This window comes from Zestomonas ipomoeae (assembly GCF_057128665.1).
Map to the genome: position 1 here is coordinate 385,945 of NZ_JBSKHQ010000001.1, position 21,861 is coordinate 407,805.

A 21,861-nucleotide genomic window follows, 5' to 3' on the forward strand; every position below is an offset into this window, starting at 1 on the left:
CTTGTTTGTTTGGCTGGATACCTAATCTATCGGCACCAGCCCCAACAGCTTGAGCTCCCTGAGTTGCGTTTCGGCAAAAAAGTCGCGGATCAGCGCGACCCGGCGTCACCCTCCGGCTGCTCCGGGTCGATGGCATCCCAGGCTTCCTTGATTTGCCCAAGCAGCGTCAATACTTCATCCAGGCTGTGGGCCGTCTGGTCCAGCGAAACACCGGCCAGACGACGGGTCATGTAGTCGTAGAGCGCGTCGAGGTTTTCGGCGATCTCGCCGCCCTGCTGCTTGTCCAGACTGGCCTGCAAGGCGCCAAGAATGGTGATGGTGTTTCCCACCGCCATGCCACGAATCTGCGTGTCTCCTTCGGCCTGGGCTTGCTTGGCCAGCATCACCCGCTCGATGGCCCCTTCGAGCAACATCTGCACGATGCGATACGGACTGACATCCGGACTGGTCTTGACCTGTTTGTAGGTATCGATTGGCTTGCTCATCTACTTATCCTTTCTTACGAAGCCTGGCAGGCTGGCCAGTTGGCTGGCCAGGCTTTCGCTGGTCTTCTGCAATCGACCGACCAACTGGTCCATCGCGTTGTATTGGCTGAGCAAACGAGCCTGCACCTTCTCGATGCGCAGGTCCAGCGCCGCACGTTGCTTGTCCACGCTCGACAAGGTGGACTGCAGGCCCTTCTGGCGCTGATCCAGGATGCCGCCCGTCTGGGTGAAGGGCGTCACCACGCTGTTCAACCGCTTCATCAGGCCCTTGTCGCCCGCGAGGAACTCAGCGACCTTGTCGTAGTTGCTGCCCGCCAGCGCCTCGTCCAGCTTGGCGGCATTGAGGCTCAGCTTGCCATCCTTGCCAGTGGTGATCCCCAGTTCGGCCAGGGAGTTCACGGTGGAGTCGTCGCCCAGACGGGAGAACTCGTTGCGCAAGCCGGACATCAGGTTGCGAATGGAGGAATCGCCGAGCAGCGGACCGGTCACCGGTTGCTTGCCCTCTCCTACCTGGACCACGGCGGTCAGTTCCCCGGTGCTCTGGACCAGCTTGTTGTAGGCATCGACGAACTTCTGCAGGTTGGTGCGCACCAGGCTGCGGTCCTGGCCGACCGTAATGTTCACGGTCTTGCCGGCCGCGATGTCATCGGCGGATTGCGCAGAGGCCAGATTGAGGGTAACGCCGGCAATCACATCGGAAATGCTGTTGCTGTCCTTGACCACGGACAGGCCGTCGACGGTGAGCAGCGCGGACTTGGCCTTGTCGATGGTCTTGGCATTGCTCTGGGTAACCGAATTCAGGGTCGACAGATTATTGTCGCCGAGCCCGGTGTCGTTGCTGGTGGAGCTGACGGTAACCGCATCTCCGCTTGCCGAGTTGACGACCAGGCGAGCGCCGCCGTCGACCGTTTCGATAGAAGCGGAAAACCCCTGGCCGGCGCCCTGGGCATTGATCGCGTCGCGAATGTCGGCCAGCGAATCCTCGGCGGTAATCGCCACATCAAGATTGAGCGCACCGCTGGCAATGCTCAGGGTACCTTCCTTGAAGGTCGCGGCACTGCCTCCGGCCAGCTTGGCCAGTTGCACGGACGATTGAGTGGAGGAAAACGCCAGCGCCTTGAGCGAGTTCTGGCCCAGGGTGACGCCATCTTCGCTGACGGCAACCTGCACATCGTTGCCTTCGCCGGTCTTGTTGGAGCTGACCACCAGGCGCGACCCGGAGGCATCGGTGACGATGCTGGCGCTGATACCGCGGCTTTCGCCCTCGGTATTGATGGCATCGCGAATTCCGCTGAGGCTGTTGTTGCCTGCGGTGATGGCGACGTCGAAGCTGGTGCTGCCGGCGGAGATGCTCAGCGTGCCTGAGTTGAAGGTCGCGCTACTGCCGCCGGTCACCGACTGCAGAGCCACCTTGCTGGTGGATGCCAACTGCTGAACCTGCAGGCTGAAACTGCCCGCCGTGGCGCTACCACTGGCGGTGGCGGTAAGTACGCTTGAGCTGGAGCTGCTGACGGTCTGCTTCTGAAAGGCCGAGAGCTTGTTCAGGTTCTGCAGCGTGCTGCTGAGTTCGCCAACGACCGAGCGCAGCGTACCCAGGGCGGAAATCCGTGAGCTGGTGGTTTTTTCCAGCCGGTCCAGCTGGCCCTGCTTCGGGGCTCGCTCGGCATCGACCAGCGCCTTGACGATGCTGCCGATATCGATGCCTGATCCCAGTCCAGATATGCCCGCCATAACTCACCTCGCCAAGAAACTGACTCCATCGATCATGTAGAAAAGACAGTCAAAAGTTGTGCCAACGCGGTACGCTAGGCCTCCGCCTTGAACAATAAACTGCGTACTTCGGAAAGATTCTCAGCCAATTGCAACGCCTCTTCCGAAGGAATCTGGCGGATCACGTCACCGGAGCCGGCATCGGTCACCTTGACCACCACCCGCCCGCTGCCTTCCTCCACCGAGAAGTTGATGCTGCGACGCACCGACTGCACGAACTCCTGGATAGTGGCAACTGCGCCCTCCACTTCTTCCCGAGAAACTTCCGTAGTCCGTTCGATGGCCTGCGTCTGCTCGGTTCGCTGCTGAGCCGCGTGCTCGCCGTCAACCGTTGCGCGCTGCTGCGCAGCAGCTTCAGGTCTATTGGAAGCATCGGAGGCCGGCAGGCGCACGACACTCTGGGGGCTACCCAAGTTGAGTGAGTTTTTGATTGAGCCGACGTCCATAACCTTGACCTCGCAATGAGGAAGCGGGGAGAAGAGCTGCTATGCCCTTCCCCCCGCAGTTTAGCGCCTTTTACCCTTAGCCCAGAAGGCTGAGGACTGCTTGGGGCAACTGGTTGGCCTGGGCCAAGATCGCAGTACCGGCTTGCTGCAGGATCTGGTTCTTGGTCAGTTCCGAGGTTTCCGCCGCGTAGTCGGTGTCACGGATCCGGCTGCGGGCAGCGGAGGCGTTCTCACCGATGTTCTGCAGGTTGGAAATGGTGTTCTCGAAGCGGTTCTGAACCGCACCCAGTTGAGCACGCTGGCTATCGATGTTGGAGATCGCGGAGCTGATAATGCCCAGGGCATTCTGCGCGCCGATCGCCGTACCGATGTTGATCGAATCCACCGCCTCCAGGACGCTGTACTTGCTCGCCGCTTGGTTGCCACCGTCGATGGAGTCGAAGTTCTTCACCTCGAACGCATCCGGCGATTCGAAGCGTACCTGACCGACGGCAACCGCACCGTTAGTACCGTCACCGGTCAGCGCCGCAGCGGTGCCCACGGTATCACTGGCATCATCGGCATCGTCGATACCGTTGTCGCCATCGAACGCCAGGGTCTGGAGTTGGGCGGCAATAGCCGTGGTGCCGTCGTCGCCAACCGCCTTGTACTTGTCGATCGCGATATTGTCGCCACGCTCGCTGACCATCTCCAAGGCGCCGTTGTTCAGCACCCGAGCACTGATGCCGGTACGGCCGGTTTCCTTGTTGATGGCGTCAGCCAGACCGGACAGGTCACCCCAGTCGGTAATGCTGGCGGAGATGGCCACGCCGTCGCCTTCTTTAGCGCTGTTGGAGCCATAGAGGGTGAAGCTGATGGTGCCGGAGGTATCGGTGTTGGTGAAGCCACCGCTGGCATCCTGCTGCAGGCGCACCGCAGTACGCGAGCTCGAGGTCACGCCGGTGGAGTCCGAAGTGCGGTTAACCGCATTGGAAAGCTCACGCGCCGAGCTGCCGTCGACCAGGGCAACCGACGCCTCACCCAGCTTGCCCTTGATGGTCAAACCGTCGGTGGTAGCCGGCGAAGAGGCATAGCCCACGCCGGTGGAGGTGATGTCAGCGAAGCCGGTAACGACGCTGGCGGCAATGCCACTTTGCGCATCGGTATCGCTGGCCACGCTGCTGTTGAAACGGCTGGCACCGATGCGCGAAGCCGAGGCCGCACCAATCGCCACGCTGATGGTTTCGAACGCGTTGGCACCGACCTGGAAGCTCTGCGAGCCGAAGGTCCCGTCGAGGATCTTGCGGCCACCGAAGCTGGTGGTTTCGGCGATACGGTTCAGCTCCTGCTGCAGCTGGGCGACTTCGCCTTGCAGAGCGTCACGCTCGCTGGCGCCGTTGGAGCCGTTGGCCGATTGCAACGCCAGATCGCGCATACGTTGCAGGATGCCGGTGGACTGCTGCAGGGCACCTTCAGCGGTCTGCGCCAGGGAGATACCGTCGTTGGAGTTGCGCACCGCTACGTTCAAGCCATTGATCTGGCTGGTCAGGCGGTTGGAAATCTGCAGGCCGGCCGCATCGTCCTTGGCGCTATTGATGCGGAAACCAGTGGAAAGACGCTGCAGCGAGGTATCCAGGCCTTTGGCCGAACTACCCAAGTTACGCTGCGTATTGAGCGACGCTACGTTTGTGTTGACTGTAAGGGCCATGGTAATTGCCTCCAAGGGACCGCTAAGTTTGCCTGAGCCTGCGAGCTTCGGGCCTGCATGCTCAGACACCCTATAAAGTTCGCATTCGATCTTTGTATCGGCGCCGCCCGGAGCAACTTTAGGCGGCTTCGGCAAGAAAAATTTTCAGATTTTTTTTGCCGACCAATCAGGCAGTTACGCAAGTCGTTGGAGCCATGGCGCAAACGCCTGGCATCGACCTGCAGCTCTGCCAGCGTATACATCGGCGGTGCTGCAGGTTTCTTTAGGGTCTTTTTGCCATCGAAGGCAAAGTGCCAGGCAAATGAAGCAGACGCAGAAACGCCAAGCCGGAAGATCGAAACATCGACCTCCCGGCTTGGCGTTCTAGCGGTCTTACTGGAGCAGGCTGAGCACGGCCTGGGGCAACTGGTTGGCCTGGGCCAGGATCGCAGTACCGGCTTGCTGCAGGATCTGGTTCTTGGTCAGCTCCGAGGTTTCCGCCGCGTAGTCGGTGTCACGGATCCGGCTGCGGGCAGCGGAAGCGTTCTCACCGATGTTCTGCAGGTTGGAAATAGTGTTCTCGAAGCGGTTCTGCACCGCACCCAGTTGGGCCCGCTGGCTGTCGATATTGGCAATCGCCGCACTGATGATGCCTAGCGCGTTCTGAGCACCGATATAGGTACCCACGTCCACCTCGTCGACCGACTCGAGCAGGCTGTATACGTTGGCCCCCTGTATGCCGCCATCGATGGAATCGAAATTCTCCACCTTGAAGGGATCGGGCGACTCGAAACGGACCTGGCCGACGGCGACCGCGCCGTTCGTACCATCACCGGTCAGGGTCGCGGCGGCGCCGATCGTGTCGCTGGCATCCGCCGCATCATCGATGCTGTTGTCACCATTGAACGAGAGGGTCTGCAACTCGGCGGCGATGGTGTTACCCGTGGCGCCCTCGGCGGTATAGCCATCGATGGCAATGTTGTCGCCTCGCTCGCTGACCATCTCCAGAGCCCCGTTGACCAGGATTCTGGCACTGATGCCCGTGCGACCGGTTTCCTTGTTGATGGCATCGGCCAGACCGGACAGGTCGCCCCAGTCGGAAATGGTCGCGGAGATCGCCACGCCATCGCCCACCTTGGCGTCGTTGGAACCATACAGGGTAAAGCTGATGGTGCCGGCGGTATCGGTGTTGGTGAAGCCACCGCTGGCATCCTGCTGCAGGCGCACCGCAGTACGGGCGCTGGCGGTGACACCGGTGGAGTCGGTTGCACGGTTGACGGCTGTGGCCAGTTCGCGTGCCGAGCTGCCGTCGACCAGACCGATCGATGCCTCGCCCAGCTTGCCTCTGATGGTCAGGCCATCGGTGGTGGCCGGCGAAGAGGCATAGCCCACACCGGTGGAGGTGATGTCGGCGAAGCCGGTGACCACGCTGGCGGCGATCCCGGCCTGGGAATCGGTATCGCTAGGCACACTGCTGTTGAAGCGGCTGGCACCGATGCGCGAAGCCGATGCGGCACCAATCGAAACGCTGATGGTTTCGAAGGCGTTGGCACCGACCTGGAAGCTCTGCGAGCCGAAGGTCCCGTCGAGAATCTTGCGCCCGCCGAAACTGGTGGTGTCGGCGATACGGTTCAGTTCCTGCTGCAACTGCGCGACTTCACCCTGCAGGGCGGCACGCTCGCTGGCGCCATTCGAACCGTTGGCCGACTGCAACGCCAGGTCGCGCATGCGCTGCAGGATACCGGTGGACTGTTGCAGGGCGCCTTCAGCGGTTTGCGCCAGGGAGATGCCGTCGTTGGAGTTGCGCACCGCCACCGCCAGGCCCTGGATCTGGCTGGTCAGTCGGTTGGAAATCTGCAGGCCGGCCGCATCGTCCTTGGCGCTGTTGATGCGCAAGCCAGTGGACAGGCGTTGCAGGGAGGTATCCAGCCCTTTGGAAGAGGAGTTCAGGTTCCGCTGTGTATTCAGCGATGCCACGTTGGTATTGACTGTCAGAGCCATGGTGTTTTCTCCAGTGAATATGTCTGCTGCATAAGCGCTTCGGGCCGGAACCGATAGAGCACCAGGCGCCGACATCTGTGACATACCCGGAAATGCCAATAGCGTGCCAACTTAAAAATTCCTTTAAAAACAATAGATTGCAAATACGATCTAGCGTAGATGGCAAAAGCTTGCCGGGTGTCGGCAGGCAACACGCGGCAATGCGCTGCCGCCCTGCTTGCCCCAATCGGCAAAGCGGCAAGGTTCACCCTGGAGCAAGTGGGCGAATGGGCGTGGGAGAGTGATGTTCGGGAAAGACAAGCGCACATGCGGCGCTGGGAGGGTCGGGCTGCGGCGCTGAAGGCCGCAGCCCGGTCGATCAGGCGATTCTTTTCAGCCAAGCGTTCGGCCAGTGGGTGACGTTCTTGTTCAGCGTGCTTTCGTTGAACGGCCAGGTGGGCTGCTCGATGACGAATTGCGCGTTGTCCTTGGCAAAATCGATGGCCGCCTGGGAAGGATTGTCCTTGCCCCAGCCCGGGTTGCCGCGCGGCACGTCGGTCAGGTCGCGCATCACGCCATCGGTCGAGACGATGTAGGAGCCGGGCGTGACCAGCGGCGAATAGCGGCGCAGCTCTTCGGAGACGTGGGCATAGGTGTGGTTGGAATCGAGGATCACCAGCACCTTCTCGCCGGGCTTGACCAGTGCCTTGACCTGGGCGACCACGTCATCGGCAATCGAGCTACCTTCGATCAGCGTCAGGTATTCGAACAGTTCGTGCTCTTCGATGGCCTTGCGATTGTGCGGACGGATTTCGATGTCCACGCCAATCACCCGCCCCTTGCCCATGGCCTTGAACAGGCTGGCGTAGTAGATCAGCGAGCCGCCATGAGCGATGCCGGTTTCGATCACCACGTCGGGCTTGACCTGATAGATGACTTCCTGGATGCGGATCATATCTTCCGGCAGCTGGATGACCGGGCGGCCCATCCACGAAAAGGTGTAGGGATACTTCTGGTTCCAGCCCAGGCGTACCCATTCATGGCTGAGCAACTCGAACGCCTCGTCGGTATACAGCTCCAGCTCGCGAACGGCGCCCTGCTCGTCGAGGATCAGCTTGTTGTTATCGGTATCGACCGTCAGTTTCATGTCCTGCTCCTATCGAGAATCCTATCTAGAGTTAACTACGCCCGCGCCACCAGGCCAGGGTATCGTCCAATCCATGTTGCAAATCGAACCGCGGCCGCCAGCCGGTTGCCAGCAGACGCTGGTTGTCGGCGATCAGCAGCGGTGGGTCGTTGGCCGCAACCGGAATAGCCCCGAATTGCAGCAGATGAGCCGCATCCAGCCGCCCGGCCAGGTGTTCGATGACCTCGCGCAGGCGAATCGCGCGACCGCCGCCGATATTGAAAACGCCCTCGGCCTTCACGTTCAGCAGTTGCACCAGGGCCGACGCCACATCCGCCACATGCAGCAGGTCACGCTGCTGCTCGCCATGGGAGCAGCGCGCCGGCTCGCCCTTGAGCAGCGCGGTGAGCACCGCTGGCACCAGACGGCCCGGGGCTTCATGGGGGCCGTAGGCGTGGAAGATCCGCGCCCAGGCCACCGGCAGGCCATGCAACTGGCCGAACAGCTCGGCCAGCTCACGGGTGGCATTCTTGCAGCGACCATAGGGCGTCGCCGGCAGCAGGGGCGTCTCGTACTCTCGGCAGATGCCGTCGCCGCTCCAGTCGTATTCCGCGCAGCTGCCCACCAGCACGGCCTGCTCGCCGCCGTGTCGCTGAAAGGCCTCCAACAGCTCCAGGCTCGCCCGCACCCAGCCGATATTCTCCGGCGAGGTCCAGTACACCCCGGGCTTGGCGCACCAGGCCAGGTGCAGCAAACGGTCAGGGCGAACGGCTGCCATCAGATCGGCGGCAGCCCCTGGCATCAACAGGTCGACAACGTGCGCAGTCCCCCCCTCGGCGCCATCGTGCCCTTGGCCATGCGGGCTGTAGACGGCATGCACCTCGTACTGTCCAACCAGAAGCTGTTGGAGCGCAGGGCGCCCAACAAAGCCTCCAGCGCCTGTTAGCAGAATTCGCCGCATATCGCCTCGTACACTCCCGGTCTACAGCCCTCAATCAGCGCGAGCACGGTTTGACCAACAGACCTTGGCCGGTAGGCAATTCCAGAATCCGCTCGAAATAGCGCTCGGCCAGCCAGGCATCCTCGGCCAGCTTCTGCTCTTCATAAAATATCCAGCCATAGTCGTCGAAAACGATCATTCCCCCCGGGACCAAGCGTTCATACAAGGCGTCCAGAACAGCAACTTCCGCGACCGCGTTATTCATGTCGATATGCATGAAGGCAACTTTCTCCGGCATACCCTTCGCGAAAGAATCAGGCACCAACCCCTGGATGATCTTCACTCGCGGATAGTCCTGAAAGCGCGCGCACACCGTTGCATAAAGATCGTCGGAGTGCGCCGATAGCGCTGGGTGCTCCATCTCCGGGGAATGGTAGAAAACGTCGTACAGGTAATAGTCCCTATCCATCGAATTGAAATTCAGATAGTCGCAAATAACCTTGACCGTAAACCCCTTGTAAACCCCAGCCTCGACAAAGTCGCCGGAAAGCCGGCTGCACTGGCGCGCCGCCCAGCACAGCGTATTCAGGCGCCAGACCAGCGACAGTTCCTGGCGATCGGGCCGGTTGTTGTCGACTGCCGCAACGAAGTCCTGATCCTGAAGAAAGCCCAGGCTCCGCGACCAGGTGAACAGATTGTCTCCGGCGAAGATGCCATTGGGTGTCAGCGAGTTGATGGCGCTGGACATCCCTTCGGAGAACAGCTTCTTGTCCATGACGCCATAGAACTCTTCGGTAATGAAGTTAGCCATCTTTCGCTCCCGAACAATGAACGCTGCACTTATCAATCCCGATGAGGAAACTTCCGCAGCTCCGGTACCGCCACGATGAACGTCCCGCCCCACTCGATGACCTGGCGTTGCTGCTCCATCACCTCGTGCAGCAGGTTCCAGGGCAGCACCAGCACATAATCCGGCTTCTCTTCGCCGATACGTGCCGGCGGGACTATGGGAATGCGACTACCCGGCAGGAACTTGCCCTGCTTGTGCGGGTTGGCATCGGCCACCCAGGCCAGCAGGTCGCTGCGCACGCCAGCATAGTTGAGCAGCGTGTTGCCTTTGGCCGCCGCGCCGTATCCCACCACTCGCTTGCCGTCGGCCTTGGCCTGCAGCAAAAAGCGCAGCAGCTCATGCTTGATGCGCTCGGCAGCCGGCGCCAGGGTGGCGTAGAACGCCGCCGTCTTGACGCCGGTGGCCTCTTCACGCGCCAGCTGTTCGGCCACCGACGGGCTCACCGTGCGCGTCGCGGTCGCCCGCTGCGCATAGACGCGCAGCGATCCGCCATGGGTCGGCAGCTCTTCCACATCGAAGATCGCCAGGCCGTTGCGCGCGCACAGCGTCTGCACGGCAGACAGCGACAGGTAGGAATAGTGCTCGTGATAAAGGGTGTCGAACTGGTGCTCGGCCATCAGGCGCAGCAGGTGAGGAAACTCGAAGGTCGCCACGCCCTCGGGCTTGAGCAGGCAGGCAAATCCCTTGAGAAAATCGTTGATGTCCGGCACATGGGCCAGCACGTTGTTGGCGGCCATCAGGTCGGCCGACCAGCCCTGCTCCACCAAGGCCCGGGCCGTCCGCTCGCCGAAGAACAGCTCGCGAATCTCCAGCCCCTTTTCGCGCGCCGCGCGGGCAGTGCTGGCGGTCGGTTCGACGCCCAGGCAGGGAATGCCACGCCGGGCTACGTACTGCAGCAGGTAGCCATCGTTGGCGGCGATTTCCACCACCCGGCTCTGCTCGTCCAAGGCAAAGCGCTCGGTCATCTGGGCGACATAGCGCTCGGCATGGGCCAGCCAGGAGGTCGAGTACGAGCTGAAGTAGGCGTAGTCGGAGTCGAACAGGCTGTCGGCGGCGCGGTAGTCCTCGGTCTGCACCAGCCAGCAGTGCTGGCAGACCATGACCCGCAAAGGCACCCACTGCTCGGCCTGGTCGAGCTGTGCGGCACTCAGGTAGGCATTGGACGGCGGCGCAGTGTCCAGGTCGATCAACGGTAGAGACAGTGGCTTGGCGCAACCACGACAGTTCATAGACACACTCCCTGAAAACCCTGGTCGAGACGGGGATGCCCGCCGTCGCGTGCCGACAGCTGGGCGATTGGCAGCGGCCAGGCGATCGCCAGGCGCGGATCGTCCACACGCAGCCCTGCCTCATGCTCGGGGGCGTAGTCGGCGCTGTGCAGATAAAGCAATTCGGAGTCCTCGCTCAACACCTGGAAGCCGTGGGCAAAACCCGCCGGCAACAACAGGCTGCGCCCATCGCCGGCCTCCAGGCGCTCGGCATGCCAGCGCAGGAAGGTCGGCGAACCGGCGCGCACATCCACCGCCACGTCCCAGACCGCACCGCGCAGGCAGGTAATCAGCTTGGCCTCGGCATGGGGCGGCCTCTGGTAATGCAGACCGCGCACCGCGCCCTTGAGCGCCGTGCGGGAATGATTGATCTGACGGACATGGAAGGGCTGGCCAAAAGCCGCCAGGCTGCCCTCGCAGAACAGCCTGGCGAAGCGTCCGCGTTCGTCCTCATGGGCTCGGTGCTGCAGGGAGAACAGACCCGGCAGCGGCAGTTCGTGCAATTGCAGATCGCTCACGGTGCGCCCCAGTACGACGCCAACTGGCCCAGGCTGTAGGCCTGCATGTCTTCGCCACGCTGCCAGGCCAGGTGCCACTCCAGGGTCTGCTCCAGGCATTGCGCCAGGCTCCAGCGCGGGCGCCAGCCAAGCAGTTGGCGGGCACGGCTGCTGTCCAGGCGCAGCAGGCCGGCCTCGTGCAGATCGCTGGCCTGGACTTGCAGCCCAGGCGCATCCGGCCAGCGGCTGGCCAGGCGCTCGACCACTTCGCCGACGCTGCACATATCGGAGTCGGCGGGGCCGAAGTTCCAGGCGCCGCCCCATTCGGGGCCATGCTCATACAGGCCCTGAGCCAACTGCAGGTAGCCGGCCAGCGGTTCCAGCGCGTGCTGCCACGGCCTGACCGCCTGGGGATAGCGCAGGGTCACCGGCTCGCCACGGGACCAGGCCGCCAGCACATCGGGAATCAAGCGATCAGCGGCGAAGTCGCCGCCGCCCAGCACATTGCCAGCCCGCGCCGTGGCCAGCGCCAGGCCGTGTTCGGCGTGCCGCGCCGCGGGAAAGTAGGACGCTGCATAGGACTGCGCCGCCAACTCGCAGCAAGCTTTGCTGCTGCTGTAGGGGTCGTGGCCGCCAAGTGCCTCGTTCTCCCGGTAGGGCCACGCCCACTCGTGGTTGGCGTAGACCTTGTCGGTGGTGACCAGCACGCAGGCACGCACGCCGTCGCTCTGGCGAATCGCTTCGAGCAGATGCAGGGTGCCCATCAGATTGCTGGCGTATGTGCCGAGCGGATCGCGATAGCCCTCTCGCACCAGCGGCTGCGCCGCCAGGTGCAGGACGATCTCGGGCTTAGCCGCGGTCAACGCGGCTTGCACCGCCGCCAGGTCGCGCAGGTCGCCGATGCAGCTGTCCAGGCCCTCGCCGACCCGTGCCAGCTCGTAGAGGCTCGGCTGGGTATTCGGCGCCAGGGCGAAACCGGTGACCTGGGCGCCCCACTGCTGGAGCCAGAGCCCCAGCCAACTGCCCTTGAAGCCGGTATGCCCGGTCAGCAGGACGCGCTTGCCACGCCAGAACTGCGCCGTCAGCTCCACTGCTTCCAGGGTGCCTTTCCACTGAGCCATAGCTGCTCCAGATAGTTCTTGTCGCGCAACGTATCCATCGCGTGCCAGAAGCCTTCGTGCTGGAAGGCGCGCAGTTGATCTTCCTCGGCCAGGCGGGTCAGTGGCTCGGCCTCCCAGGAAGTGGAGTCCTCGGTGATATAGGGCAGGACCTTGGGCGAAAGCACGAAGAAGCCGCCGTTGATCCAGCCGCCATCACCGCGGGGTTTCTCGGTGAAGCCGAGCACCGCGTCGCCGTCGCGGGCCAGGGCGCCGTAGCGTCCCGGCGGCTGCACGGCAGTGACAGTGGCCAATCGGCCATGCTGCCGGTGGAAGGCCAGCGATGCGCCGATGTCGATGTCCGACACACCGTCGCCGTAGGTGAAGCAGAAGGACTCTTCGTCGCTCAGGTAGCGCCCGGCGCGCTTGAGTCGGCCGCCGGTCATGGTGTCCTCGCCAGTCTCGACCAGGGTCACCCGCCAGGGTTCGCTGTAGTTCTGGTGCACCTCCATGGCATTGCTGCGCATGTCGAAGGTGACGTCCGAGGTATGCAGGAAATAGTTGGCGAAGAAGTCCTTGATCGCATAGCCCTTGTAGCCCAGGCAGATGACGAAGTCCTGGATGCCGTGGGCCGAGTACATCTTCATGATGTGCCAGAGGATCGGCTTGCCGCCGATCTCGATCATCGGTTTGGGCTTGAGGTGCGATTCCTCGCTGATCCGCGTACCCAAGCCACCGGCGAGAATGACTGCCTTCATGGTTGTTCTCCTGCGCAATAGCGTTGCCACATCTGCCGATAGGTCGCTTCCATCCGGCGGGTGAAATCGGCCTCGTCACACAGGCGCGAAGCGCGCATTTCTTCGCGCAGCCCGCTGCGAATGGCCGCCAGCGCGGGCACGTCACTGGCCAGCGCCACCAGTTTGTCGAGGTACTCCTGTTCGGTATCGGCGATCCATTCGTCGCGCCCCATGCCGTGGAGAATCAGCGCCCCCACCCGTCCCATCGAGGGCCGGTCGCGCAGGGTGACCACCGGCAAGCCCATCCACAGGCTCTCATAGAGCGTAGTGCCGGAATTGTGGGGGAAACAGTCGAGCGCGATATCCATCTGCGACAGCGCGGCGGTGGCTGGCGAGGTGTAGCCGAGCAACAGGCGCTCGGGCTCGATGCCCTGTTCGGCAAACAGCGCCTGGTAGTGATCGCGCAGACTCTCGTCCTGGAAAGAGCCGCTGTCGAGCATCAGGCGCGAATTCGGCACCCGCTTGAGCAATTCGGACCAGGCCCGAATCACCCGATGATTGAGGCGCACCGGCCGGGTTAGGCTGCCGAAGGTGACGTAGCCGTTGCTCAGCGCCGGCAGCGGCTCGACCTCGGCCACCTGCATGTGCGCCGGGGCGGTGTAGGCGATGGCGGGCGCCGGCATGCGCCAGAGCGATTCGGCGAACGATGATTCGCAACCCGGCGGCAGCATCTGCTCGTCGGCCAGGAAATAATCGACCTGATCGAGCCCGGTACCGAAGGCGAAGCCCATCCACCAGCTGACCTGCACCGGCGCGGGCTTGAGCGCGAAGACCTGCAGCCGGTTGTTGCCGGTATGGCCGGCGAGGTCCACCAGGATATCGATGCCGTCTTCGCGGATGCGCTCGGCGATGGCTTCATCGCTGAGGCCGACGCAATGCCGCCAATGGTCGACATGGCCCATGAAACGCTCGGTTACCGCATCCTCGCGGCGCGCCAGGGAGTAGGCGAACAGCTCCACCTCGGTACGGTCGTGATTGCGCAGCAGCGGCTCGATGAACAGCGCGCAGACATGGTGGCGGAAGTCCGGCGATACGTAGCCGATGCGCAGCCGGCGCTGCGGCTCCCGACTGTTGGGGTAATCGAAGTACAACCGCGCCGGGAAGTGCTGAGTGACCTCGCGATACAGCTCGAACACCTGTTCACCGGTCCAGTCGGGATGGTAGTTGGCGAAGAACAGCAGGTTGGTCCGCGATCCCGGCAGATGAAGCACCTGGCGCAGCAGCGAAATCGAGCGATCGAGGTTGTTGAAGTGCGACTCCACACCCGCCAGGTTGATCAGCACGGGTTCGTAGCCAGGATGAACCTCCAGGGTCTTGCGAAAGGCCCCGCGCGCTTCCTTGAGCCGGCGGCCGGCGCTGAGGATATTGCCCAGGTTGTTCCACAGGCTCGGATCGTCGGGGTTCAACTGCAGCGCGACCTGCATGACGTGCTCGGCCTCGTCGAGCACGTGGCCGTCCAGGTAGGTATTGGCCAGGTTGTTCCAGGCCAGCGGCTGCAGCGGCTCGATCGCCAGGGCGCGCATGAAGCAACCTTCGGACTCGTGCTGGCGCCCCACTGACTGGTAGACGCCGCCCAGCATGTTCCAGCCCGGCTGGTAGTCGGGCTTCAGCCGCAGGCCCTGGGCGAGGAACTCCAGCGCGCGGTGCGGATTCTGCTCCTGCTGGTAGGACTGCCCCAGCCAACACAGCGCCTCATGGCTGTTCGGATTCAGCGCCAGGGCCTGATGCAGATACTCGCGCCCTGCCTCGATCTCGCCATTCATGACGGCCGACATGCCGCGGTGACACCAGGCCTGGGCATTGGTCGGGCAGCGCTCGGTCCACTCGCCCATCGCTGCCAGATCGTCGTCCAGACGCTGGTTCTTGCGCAGAAAGTAGCTCAGCCGTTGCCAGGCCAGTTCGCAATCCGGGTTGTGCAGGAGCAGCTCGCGCAGCACCCGCTCGGCCTCTCGCGGCCGGGCGAAACGCGCATGGCAGGCAGCCAGTACGAGGCTGGCGCGCCATTGCCCGGGTTCCACAGCCAGCACCGACTCGGCCAGGCGCTGCGCCAGCGCGACGTCCTGGTCCAGCTCGAGATCGGCCAAGGCCGCGCGCAGCTCCAGATCATCCGGGTTCCGGTTGTAGGCCGCCTTGACCAAGGGATACGCCGGGCCGCGCTGGAGCAGTTGATAATGCGCCAGCGCCAGGGCCCGGCGCACTTCGTCGGTTTGCCTCTGCAGCTCGGCGCCGAGGTCGATGACCTGCTGCCATTGTTGCGCCGCATAGGCCTGGTCGAAGCGCTGGCGAATCATCACCTGCGAGCTCTTTTCCAGGCAGCACTTCTTGTACTTGAGACCGCTGCCGCAGGGGCATGGGTCATTGCGCCGGGGCTGTACGGCTGTGTTCTGGCCGAGCACGTTCAGCCGCGCCTGCAGTTGATCGATCAGCGCCAGGGCCTCCTGGGCACCCGCGTGACCGGGCTGCAGGTCCAGCACTTGCTTGAAGGCGGACACCGCCGCCGGCCAGTCCTGGGCCTGCAGGCAGGCCTGGCCAAGCTTCATCGCGGAGTCGGCATTATCCGGTTGCAGGTCGAGCAACCGGTCGAACGCCCGCAGCGCCGTCACGCTGTCGTGGCTGGCCAGCGCAGCCTCGCCCAACAGGGCCCAGGCTTCGACGTCATCGGGTACATACTGCAGGAGTTCGCGACAGCTGTTGCGGGTACGCGTGTAGTCGCCTTCCTCGAAACCCAGGCGGGCTTGCCGGCGAAAGAAATCTACAATCCACTCGGTATCGACTGTCATGCATGGTCCCGTCAATTTTTCACCACTGTCCAAGCAAGTTAGCAATTAACACGCCAGACGCAGGGAAAAATTGACCGCGGACGCACCACGGTGAGCGCACCCGCCAGAACTCAGCGCAACTGGTTGAACAGATTCAGCCCGGCGATCTTCACGTAGCTCTGCTGCGCCGCCTCCAGCACGATGGTCTGGAACGACAGGCGCGACAGCGCTTCGGCATAGTCCAATTCGCGCAGCTCGGCCTGAACCGACTTGTTGACCAGAGTCACGCTCTCGTTGTCGTCGCCGGTGGTCTCGACCAGGTTCAAGCGCGCGCCGATCTCGGTCTGCACTTCCAGCACCTGGCCGATACTGTTGTCCATGTTCTTCAGGGCAATGGCCACTTCGTCGCGAATCGCCAGGTTGCCGGCCGGCGAAGTGGGCGAGGACTCCAGCGCCTGGCGCAGGCGCGAGATGCTGTTGAGGATGCTGCGCTGCTCCTGGAACTGCGGCTGCACGCTGAACTCGTCGCCGCCCGCCGCGGCCGCGGGCGCGGACAGACTGAACTGGGCGCCGAACAGGTTGATGGTGGACGGATACGGCCCAGCCGCCGTACCGGTGGCGATAGGCGTACTGCTGGGCCCTACGGGCTGCGAATAGACCTCGTAGTTGGTGGCATCGGTAAAGCGCAGCAGCACCCCGGCGGTGGGAAACTGGGCGTTGAAGGTGGCCTGGTTGGCGATGGTGCCGTTGCTGACCAGGGCCGCCGAGGTATTGGTGGAGGCACGCGTCACGGCGAACTGGGTCGGCGCCGACTGCAGCGTAAAGCTGTGGGTATTGATGCCCGGACTACCTGGCGTGGTGGTATCCGCCAGCAGGTTGTCGAGGTCGAAGCTGTTGTCGCCATCCTTGAGAATCACATCCAGCTGGAAGCGCATGCCGCGGAAATTGATGGCGTTGCCGCCGCTGGCCAGCGGATCGATTTTCCCGCCGCCAGGCACTTCGGAGGTCAAGTCCGCCCCCGTTGCGTCGTAGATGCGAAACTCATTACCGCTGACGAATACCAGCGAGTAGGGTTCGCCGTTGCGGAAGGCGCTGTTGAACGCCTGGTTGTCCTCGACCAGGCCAGGCGACATGAACACCCGCTGGTCGACGGCGGCCACGGCGGGAATGGTGGTGGCCGGCAACGGCGGCGTCGGCAACGCGGCGTTGTTCACCCCGCCGGTGTTCTGTACGCGGTTGGCGTTGGTGACGTTCTCGAACAGGCGCCGGCCGTTGTCGTTGATCGCCACCGTGGTGGAGCCGGCCACCTGCAGGCTGCGCTGGCCTTCGTCGCCCTGGTAGGAATAGGTGCCGTCCGGGTTGCGCAGGAAGGGCTGGGTCTTGCCGAGGAAGCCGGAGAACAGGTACTCGCCGCGGGCGTTGCGGCTGTTCATCAGGTTGAGCAGTTCGTTCTCGCGCTCGCCCAGTTCCTTGGAAATCGCCTTGCGATCCTCGCCCGACAGCGCACCTCCGCCGGCCTGCACGGACAGCTCGCGTATCCGCTGCAGCACGTTGACCACCGAACCCAGGGTGGTTTCTTCCTGGGTCAGGCTGTTCTTGGCCGCCGTCAGGTTGTCGTTGTATTGCTTGAGCACCGCCTGCTGCTGTTCCAGTTGCAACAGGCGCACCGAAGCCACCGGGTCGTCCGCCGGGGTGAGAATGCGGTTACCGCTGCTGATCTGCTCCTGGGTGCGGATCACGCTGCCGTAGTTGCGCTGCAATCCGGTGACCCCATTGTTGAAGGCCTGGATGGAGGAAATGCGCATGACCATATGGTTGACCTCTTGTCGGCCGGCTCCCGGCCCGCCCTACCCTCGCCGCAAAGCGAGGCCTTTGCGTTAGAAGGTATTGATCAGTGTATCGAACAACGAACGCGCGACTTGAATGATCTGCGCCGACGCCTGGTAGTACTGCTCGAACTGGATCAACTTCGCCGCTTCCTCGTCGAGGTTCACCGCCGACACCGAGTCACGATTGTCGCTGGCCTGCTTGAGGATGGCCGCGGTCGCCTCGCCATCGACCCGTGCCTGGCTGGTCAGGGTACCGACCCGCTCCACCAGGTCGCCGTAGGCGTCAGTGAAGCTGGCGCCCGTGGTTCCCGGTGCCGCCGGGTTGATGCCGATCGTTGCCCGGGTCTGCAGATCCGCCAGTTTCAACGCATTGCGGTTATCCGACACGCCGTTGGTGTTGAAGGCGACGGTGAAGTTGTCGCCGCTCGCCGGGCGGCCGCTGACGGTCACGTTGAAATCGAAGGCGGACGGCACTGTCGGCGGGTTCGCCGCCACGCTCAGCGTCAGCTTGTTGTTCTGCCCCGGCACGATGCTGCCGCTGGCGATGGTATTGCCATTGATGTCGACGACGTCGTAGCTCTGCGTCGCGCCACCGGCGGCACCGAACACCAGGCGCATCGGCGGAGCATTGCGCAGACTGGCCTGCAGGTCCGCCTGCGCCACCGGATCGTGGATGTCGATGGTGGTGACCACGCTGGGCTGGGTGATCACCCCGGTGCCGATGTTGGCCGGGCTGGTCTCGGCCTTCAGCGGCGCGGCGAATGCCAGTTCTTCCGGGCGCTTGAGGTCGGCCCGCATGTTGCTCGCGCCGTTGCGGGTGGGCATCACCAGGAAACGGTCGCCGGCTGCGAAGGTGCCGCTGGCGACCCCGAGCGAGAAGCCCTCGACGGTCGGCGCCGGTACTGTAGTGATGTCGAAGGGGCCGAAATTGGTACCGTCCGAATTGCGCCGCACGGTGTAGTTGGTGCCGCTGGTGAATTCCACGGTGTAGTCGCTGGTGCTCAGCACCGTGGTGTCTTCGATGAACACGTTGAGGTTGGCGCTGCTGTCGCTGTTGCCCTGCCGGGCCAGGCTGCGCAGGCCGACGATCGACGCATCGTTGATGTCGCGGAACATCGGGCCGCCGAAATTGCCGTTGAGGTCCAGCCCCTGGCCCAGCTGGCTGTTGATCTGCTCGGATACCGACAGGGCCAACCGCCCGACCGAGTTGAGCGTGGTATCCAGGACGTCTTGCCGGTAGCGCACCAGCCCACCCAGTTCCCCGCCGGTGATCAGCGTGGTAATGCCCTGCCGGGAGTTGCCGCTGACGAACTGGATCTCGCTGCGCAGCGGGTCGGAAACCCCGGGCACGATTTCCAGGCGCGCGGCGCTGCTGCCGACCACCAGGGGTTGCCCGGAGCCGATGAACAGGTTGTAGGTGTTGTTGTCCTGCGGCACCACGGTCACGCCGATGAACTCGGACAGTTTGCGCACCGCCTCTTCGCGGGCATCCAGCAGGTCGTTGGGCTGCTGGCCGTTGGCGGCCGCCACGGCGATGGCATCGTTATAGCCGGCAATCGAGGCGGATAGCTGGTTAACCTGGTCGGTCACCGCGGAGAACTGCTTGTTGATGAACGAGTTCTGCTCGTACAGGCGGTCGTAGACGTTGTTGAATCGCTTGGCCAGCCCCTCGGCCTCGGACAGCACCAGCTGCCGCGCCGGGATATTGGCAGGGTCTTCGGCAGCGGTCTGCAGTGACGCGAACAACCGCTGCATGCCCTGGGCCAGGCCGGTGGTATTGCCCGCCAGCAAGGAGTCGAGCTGGTTGATCTGGCTGAGGTAAGCCTTGACGTCGCTGTCCAGCGCCGTCGAGCTGCGCACCTGGGTGCTGAGAAAATCGTTGTAGATGCGCCGCACGTCCACCAGCGTGGTGCCCGAACCGATGTAGCCAGCGCCGGAAAACTGCGGGGTGCGCGTGGCCTGCACCGTGGTCTGCCGCGAGTAGCCCGGCGTGTTGACGTTGGTGATGTTATGGCCGGTGACCGCCAGCGACGTCTTGTTCGCCGACAGGCCCGACAGGCCGATATTCAGTAGGTCAGCCATGGCTCACTCACCCCTTGCTCGGCACGCTGTCGGCAGCGGCGATGTTCTGGTAGGTCGCCATCTGCCGCGCGATTTGCGACACCTTGCGGGCGTACTTCGGATCGGTCGCATAGCCGGCCCGCTGCAATTCGCTCACGAAGCGTTCCGGGTTATCGGCCGATGCCAGCGCTTTTTGATAGCGGCCGTTGTTCTGCAGGAAGTCGACGTAGTCGTTGAAGCTCTGCTCGAACGAGCCGTAGGTGCGGAACGCGGCCACTTCCTTGACCGGCTTGCCGTTGTAGTACTCGCGGGTCAGCACCCGTGCCGAGTCGCCCTGCCAGCCGCCGTGGGCCTTGATGCCGAACAGGTTGTGGCTGCTTGAGCCGTCCTGCTGGCGAATGATGGACTTGCCCCAGCCGGTTTCGAGGGCGGCCTGGGCCACCAGGTAGCGCGGGTCGATGCCGATCTTGTCGGCGGCTTCCTGGGCCATCGGCAGCATCGCGGCGATGAACTCGTCCTTGGAGCCGAATGCCGCCTTGCCCGGCTTGAGCGGCGGCTGGGCCAGGCGGCGGCCGCTTTCCGCATCGCTGCCATTGATGCTGATCGGCGCATCCTGCGGCGCAGCGAAGCTTTGCGCCGGCACCCAGTCAGCGCCGGCCAGCGGCTGCGCTTCGGCGGTAGTCGGCACGATACCGGCCAGCAGGCGGTCGGTCAGCTTGCCCGGCAGCGCCAGGCGTCGCTGGTTGATCAGCGCCGAATCGTCGCGCTTGCCATCCACGGCAGTCGACGCGGCGCTAGCCGGTTGCACCGGAGCCTCGACCTGGGCGAACGGGTTGACCCGCGCCGCGGTCGGCTTGTTCTTGCTCAGTTGCCGTGTCAGGACGTCGGCCAGGCCAATGCCCTGATTGCGCGACAACGTAACGGCAAGCTGCTGGTCATGCATGTCCTGGTAGGTCTTGCTCTCGTTGCTGTTGAGGAAGTTGCCTTCGGCGAACACCTCGTTGGCCGAGCGCATGGCTTTGATCATTTCATTGAGGAACAGCGACTCGAACTCCTGCGCCACCTTGCGGATATTGCCTTCGCTGTCGCGATCCTCGCCGACCTTCAGTTGGCTGAGTCGGTTCAGGTCGGTATAGGCCTGGCTATCAGGCCCGCCGCGTCGAATATCCATGGCGCCGTCCTCAGATCACGATCAGGTCGGCTTGCAACGCGCCGGCCTGCTTGAGCGCCTCGAGGATCGCCATCAGGTCGCTCGGCGCGGCGCCGACCTGATTCACCGCCCGGACGATCTCGTCCAGGGTGGTACCCGGGCCGAACTTGAACATCGGCTTGGCTTCTTCTTCGGCGTTCACTCGCGAACGCGGCACCACGGCGGTGTCGCCACCGGACAGCGCTTCGGGCTGGCTGACGATGGGGTCTTCGGTGATGGTCACGGTCAGGCTGCCATGGGTCACCGCCGCGGGCTGCACGCGCACGTTCTGGCCGATGACGATGGTGCCGGTGCGGGAATTGATGATGACCTTGGCCACCGCCTGCCCGGCCTCGACTTCGAGGTTCTCCAAAATCGCCAGGTAGTCGACGCGCTGGCTGGGGTCCAGTGGCGCGCTGACGCGCACCGAGCCGCCATCCAGGGCCTGGGCGACGCCAGGGCCGAGCAGTTCGTTGAGCTTGTCGACGATGTTCTTGGCGGTGGTGAAATCCGGCCGGTTGAGGTTGAGGGTCAGGTAGTCGCCCTGGCCGAAGCCGCTCGGCACCGCGCGTTCGACGGTGGCGCCGGACGGAATGCGACCGGCCGAAGGCACGTTCACGGTGATGCGCGAACCATCCGCGCCACCGGCATCGAAGCCGCCGACCACCAGGTTGCCCTGGGCGATGGCGTAGACGTTGCCGTCGATACCTTTCAGCGGGGTCATCAGCAGGCTGCCACCGCGCAGGCTCTTCGAGTTGCCGATGGAGGACACGGTGATGTCGATGGTCTGGCCCGGCTTGGCGAACGGCGGAAGCTCGGCGTGGATGGACACCGCGGCGACGTTCTTCAACTGCACGTTGCCGCCGTTCGGCACCTTGATGCCGAACTCGGCCATCATGTTATTGAAGGTCTGCAGGGTGAACGGCGTCTGGGTGGTCTGGTCGCCGGTGCCGTTGAGGCCGACCACCAGGCCATAGCCGATCAACTGGTTACTGCGCACGCCCTGGATGCTGGCCAGGTCCTTCAGGCGCTCGGCGCGCAGCGGCGTGATGAACCCCAGCAGCATGAAGATCAGGCAGAGCGCGACTACGGCGGTCTTCG

The 21,861-nt window shown here is 63.6% G+C and carries 17 protein-coding genes; all 17 read right to left on the reverse strand.

What is annotated here, in order from left to right; translation table 11 throughout:
• Positions 1-89 precede the first annotated feature (89 nt).
• On the reverse strand, positions 90-485 hold the full coding sequence (gene fliS, locus ACWKV7_RS01680; RefSeq protein WP_483855897.1) for a flagellar export chaperone FliS: 396 nt from the start codon (positions 483-485) through the stop codon (positions 90-92).
• Positions 486-2,216 carry a flagellar filament capping protein FliD gene (fliD, locus tag ACWKV7_RS01685; RefSeq protein WP_483855898.1) on the reverse strand — a complete coding sequence of 577 codons (1,731 nt, stop codon included), beginning with the start codon at positions 2,214-2,216 and terminating at the stop codon, positions 486-488.
• Between the two features lie 74 nt (positions 2,217-2,290).
• The gene (locus ACWKV7_RS01690) at positions 2,291-2,701 is read right to left on the reverse strand and encodes a flagellar protein FlaG (protein WP_483855899.1); all 411 of its coding nucleotides are present in this window, start codon (positions 2,699-2,701) and stop codon (positions 2,291-2,293) included.
• A gap of 76 nt (positions 2,702-2,777) precedes the next feature.
• Positions 2,778-4,388, reverse strand: a complete 1,611-nt coding sequence (locus tag ACWKV7_RS01695) for a flagellin (protein WP_483855900.1) — start codon at positions 4,386-4,388, stop codon at positions 2,778-2,780.
• 372 nt (positions 4,389-4,760) lie between these two features.
• Positions 4,761-6,368, reverse strand: a complete 1,608-nt coding sequence (locus ACWKV7_RS01700; RefSeq protein ID WP_483855901.1) for a flagellin — start codon at positions 6,366-6,368, stop codon at positions 4,761-4,763.
• Between the two features lie 358 nt (positions 6,369-6,726).
• The gene (locus ACWKV7_RS01705; RefSeq protein WP_483855902.1) at positions 6,727-7,494 is read right to left on the reverse strand and encodes a cephalosporin hydroxylase family protein; all 768 of its coding nucleotides are present in this window, start codon (positions 7,492-7,494) and stop codon (positions 6,727-6,729) included.
• A gap of 31 nt (positions 7,495-7,525) precedes the next feature.
• Positions 7,526-8,434, reverse strand: coding sequence for an NAD-dependent epimerase/dehydratase family protein (locus ACWKV7_RS01710; RefSeq protein WP_483855903.1), 909 nt, complete (start codon positions 8,432-8,434; stop codon positions 7,526-7,528).
• A gap of 34 nt (positions 8,435-8,468) precedes the next feature.
• A complete protein-coding gene (locus tag ACWKV7_RS01715) occupies positions 8,469-9,224 on the reverse strand; it encodes a TylF/MycF/NovP-related O-methyltransferase (protein ID WP_483855904.1) in 756 nt (251 codons plus the stop codon).
• A gap of 32 nt (positions 9,225-9,256) precedes the next feature.
• Positions 9,257-10,492 carry a methyltransferase domain-containing protein gene (locus ACWKV7_RS01720; RefSeq protein WP_483855905.1) on the reverse strand — a complete coding sequence of 412 codons (1,236 nt, stop codon included), beginning with the start codon at positions 10,490-10,492 and terminating at the stop codon, positions 9,257-9,259.
• Positions 10,489-11,049 carry a dTDP-4-dehydrorhamnose 3,5-epimerase family protein gene (locus ACWKV7_RS01725; protein ID WP_483855906.1) on the reverse strand — a complete coding sequence of 187 codons (561 nt, stop codon included), beginning with the start codon at positions 11,047-11,049 and terminating at the stop codon, positions 10,489-10,491. The genes ACWKV7_RS01720 and ACWKV7_RS01725 overlap by 4 nt, the downstream gene beginning before the upstream one ends.
• The gene (gene rfbG / locus ACWKV7_RS01730; protein WP_483856271.1) at positions 11,046-12,128 is read right to left on the reverse strand and encodes a CDP-glucose 4,6-dehydratase; all 1,083 of its coding nucleotides are present in this window, start codon (positions 12,126-12,128) and stop codon (positions 11,046-11,048) included. Before rfbG ends, ACWKV7_RS01725 begins: the two co-directional genes overlap by 4 nt.
• Positions 12,110-12,883 (reverse strand): glucose-1-phosphate cytidylyltransferase, encoded by a 774-nt coding sequence (gene rfbF / locus ACWKV7_RS01735; protein WP_483855907.1) that lies wholly within the window; start codon positions 12,881-12,883, stop codon positions 12,110-12,112. Before rfbF ends, rfbG begins: the two co-directional genes overlap by 19 nt.
• Positions 12,880-15,702 carry an O-linked N-acetylglucosamine transferase family protein gene (locus ACWKV7_RS01740; RefSeq protein ID WP_483855908.1) on the reverse strand — a complete coding sequence of 941 codons (2,823 nt, stop codon included), beginning with the start codon at positions 15,700-15,702 and terminating at the stop codon, positions 12,880-12,882. The genes rfbF and ACWKV7_RS01740 overlap by 4 nt, the downstream gene beginning before the upstream one ends.
• Positions 15,703-15,812: 110 nt before the next feature.
• Positions 15,813-17,486 carry a flagellar hook-associated protein 3 gene (locus tag ACWKV7_RS01745; protein WP_483855909.1) on the reverse strand — a complete coding sequence of 558 codons (1,674 nt, stop codon included), beginning with the start codon at positions 17,484-17,486 and terminating at the stop codon, positions 15,813-15,815.
• A 72-nt stretch (positions 17,487-17,558) separates the two neighbouring features.
• Positions 17,559-19,592, reverse strand: coding sequence for a flagellar hook-associated protein FlgK (gene flgK, locus ACWKV7_RS01750; protein WP_483855910.1), 2,034 nt, complete (start codon positions 19,590-19,592; stop codon positions 17,559-17,561).
• Positions 19,593-19,599: 7 nt separating this feature from the next.
• Complete coding sequence (flgJ, locus tag ACWKV7_RS01755) at positions 19,600-20,742, reverse strand: flagellar assembly peptidoglycan hydrolase FlgJ (protein ID WP_483855911.1); 1,143 nt, start codon at positions 20,740-20,742, stop codon at positions 19,600-19,602.
• A 10-nt stretch (positions 20,743-20,752) separates the two neighbouring features.
• Positions 20,753-21,826, reverse strand: coding sequence for a flagellar basal body P-ring protein FlgI (gene flgI / locus ACWKV7_RS01760; protein WP_483856272.1), 1,074 nt, complete (start codon positions 21,824-21,826; stop codon positions 20,753-20,755).
• Positions 21,827-21,861: the final 35 nt, after the last annotated feature.

What these genes read in the sequence shown, in the direction of transcription:
- fliS (WP_483855897.1), bottom strand. Translation starts at nt 485, where the DNA reads ATGAGCAAGCCAATCGATACCTACAAACAGGTCAAGACCAGTCCGGAT.
- fliD (WP_483855898.1), bottom strand. Translation starts at nt 2,216, where the DNA reads ATGGCGGGCATATCTGGACTGGGATCAGGCATCGATATCGGCAGCATC.
- ACWKV7_RS01690 (WP_483855899.1), bottom strand. Translation starts at nt 2,701, where the DNA reads ATGGACGTCGGCTCAATCAAAAACTCACTCAACTTGGGTAGCCCCCAG.
- ACWKV7_RS01695 (WP_483855900.1), bottom strand. Translation starts at nt 4,388, where the DNA reads ATGGCCCTTACAGTCAACACAAACGTAGCGTCGCTCAATACGCAGCGT.
- ACWKV7_RS01700 (WP_483855901.1), bottom strand. Translation starts at nt 6,368, where the DNA reads ATGGCTCTGACAGTCAATACCAACGTGGCATCGCTGAATACACAGCGG.
- ACWKV7_RS01705 (WP_483855902.1), bottom strand. Translation starts at nt 7,494, where the DNA reads ATGAAACTGACGGTCGATACCGATAACAACAAGCTGATCCTCGACGAG.
- ACWKV7_RS01710 (WP_483855903.1), bottom strand. Translation starts at nt 8,434, where the DNA reads ATGCGGCGAATTCTGCTAACAGGCGCTGGAGGCTTTGTTGGGCGCCCT.
- ACWKV7_RS01715 (WP_483855904.1), bottom strand. Translation starts at nt 9,224, where the DNA reads ATGGCTAACTTCATTACCGAAGAGTTCTATGGCGTCATGGACAAGAAG.
- ACWKV7_RS01720 (WP_483855905.1), bottom strand. Translation starts at nt 10,492, where the DNA reads ATGAACTGTCGTGGTTGCGCCAAGCCACTGTCTCTACCGTTGATCGAC.
- rfbF (WP_483855907.1), bottom strand. Translation starts at nt 12,883, where the DNA reads ATGAAGGCAGTCATTCTCGCCGGTGGCTTGGGTACGCGGATCAGCGAG.
- ACWKV7_RS01740 (WP_483855908.1), bottom strand. Translation starts at nt 15,702, where the DNA reads ATGACAGTCGATACCGAGTGGATTGTAGATTTCTTTCGCCGGCAAGCC.
- ACWKV7_RS01745 (WP_483855909.1), bottom strand. Translation starts at nt 17,486, where the DNA reads ATGCGCATTTCCTCCATCCAGGCCTTCAACAATGGGGTCACCGGATTG.
- flgK (WP_483855910.1), bottom strand. Translation starts at nt 19,592, where the DNA reads ATGGCTGACCTACTGAATATCGGCCTGTCGGGCCTGTCGGCGAACAAG.
- flgJ (WP_483855911.1), bottom strand. Translation starts at nt 20,742, where the DNA reads ATGGATATTCGACGCGGCGGGCCTGATAGCCAGGCCTATACCGACCTG.
- flgI (WP_483856272.1), bottom strand. Translation starts at nt 21,826, where the DNA reads ATGCTGCTGGGGTTCATCACGCCGCTGCGCGCCGAGCGCCTGAAGGAC.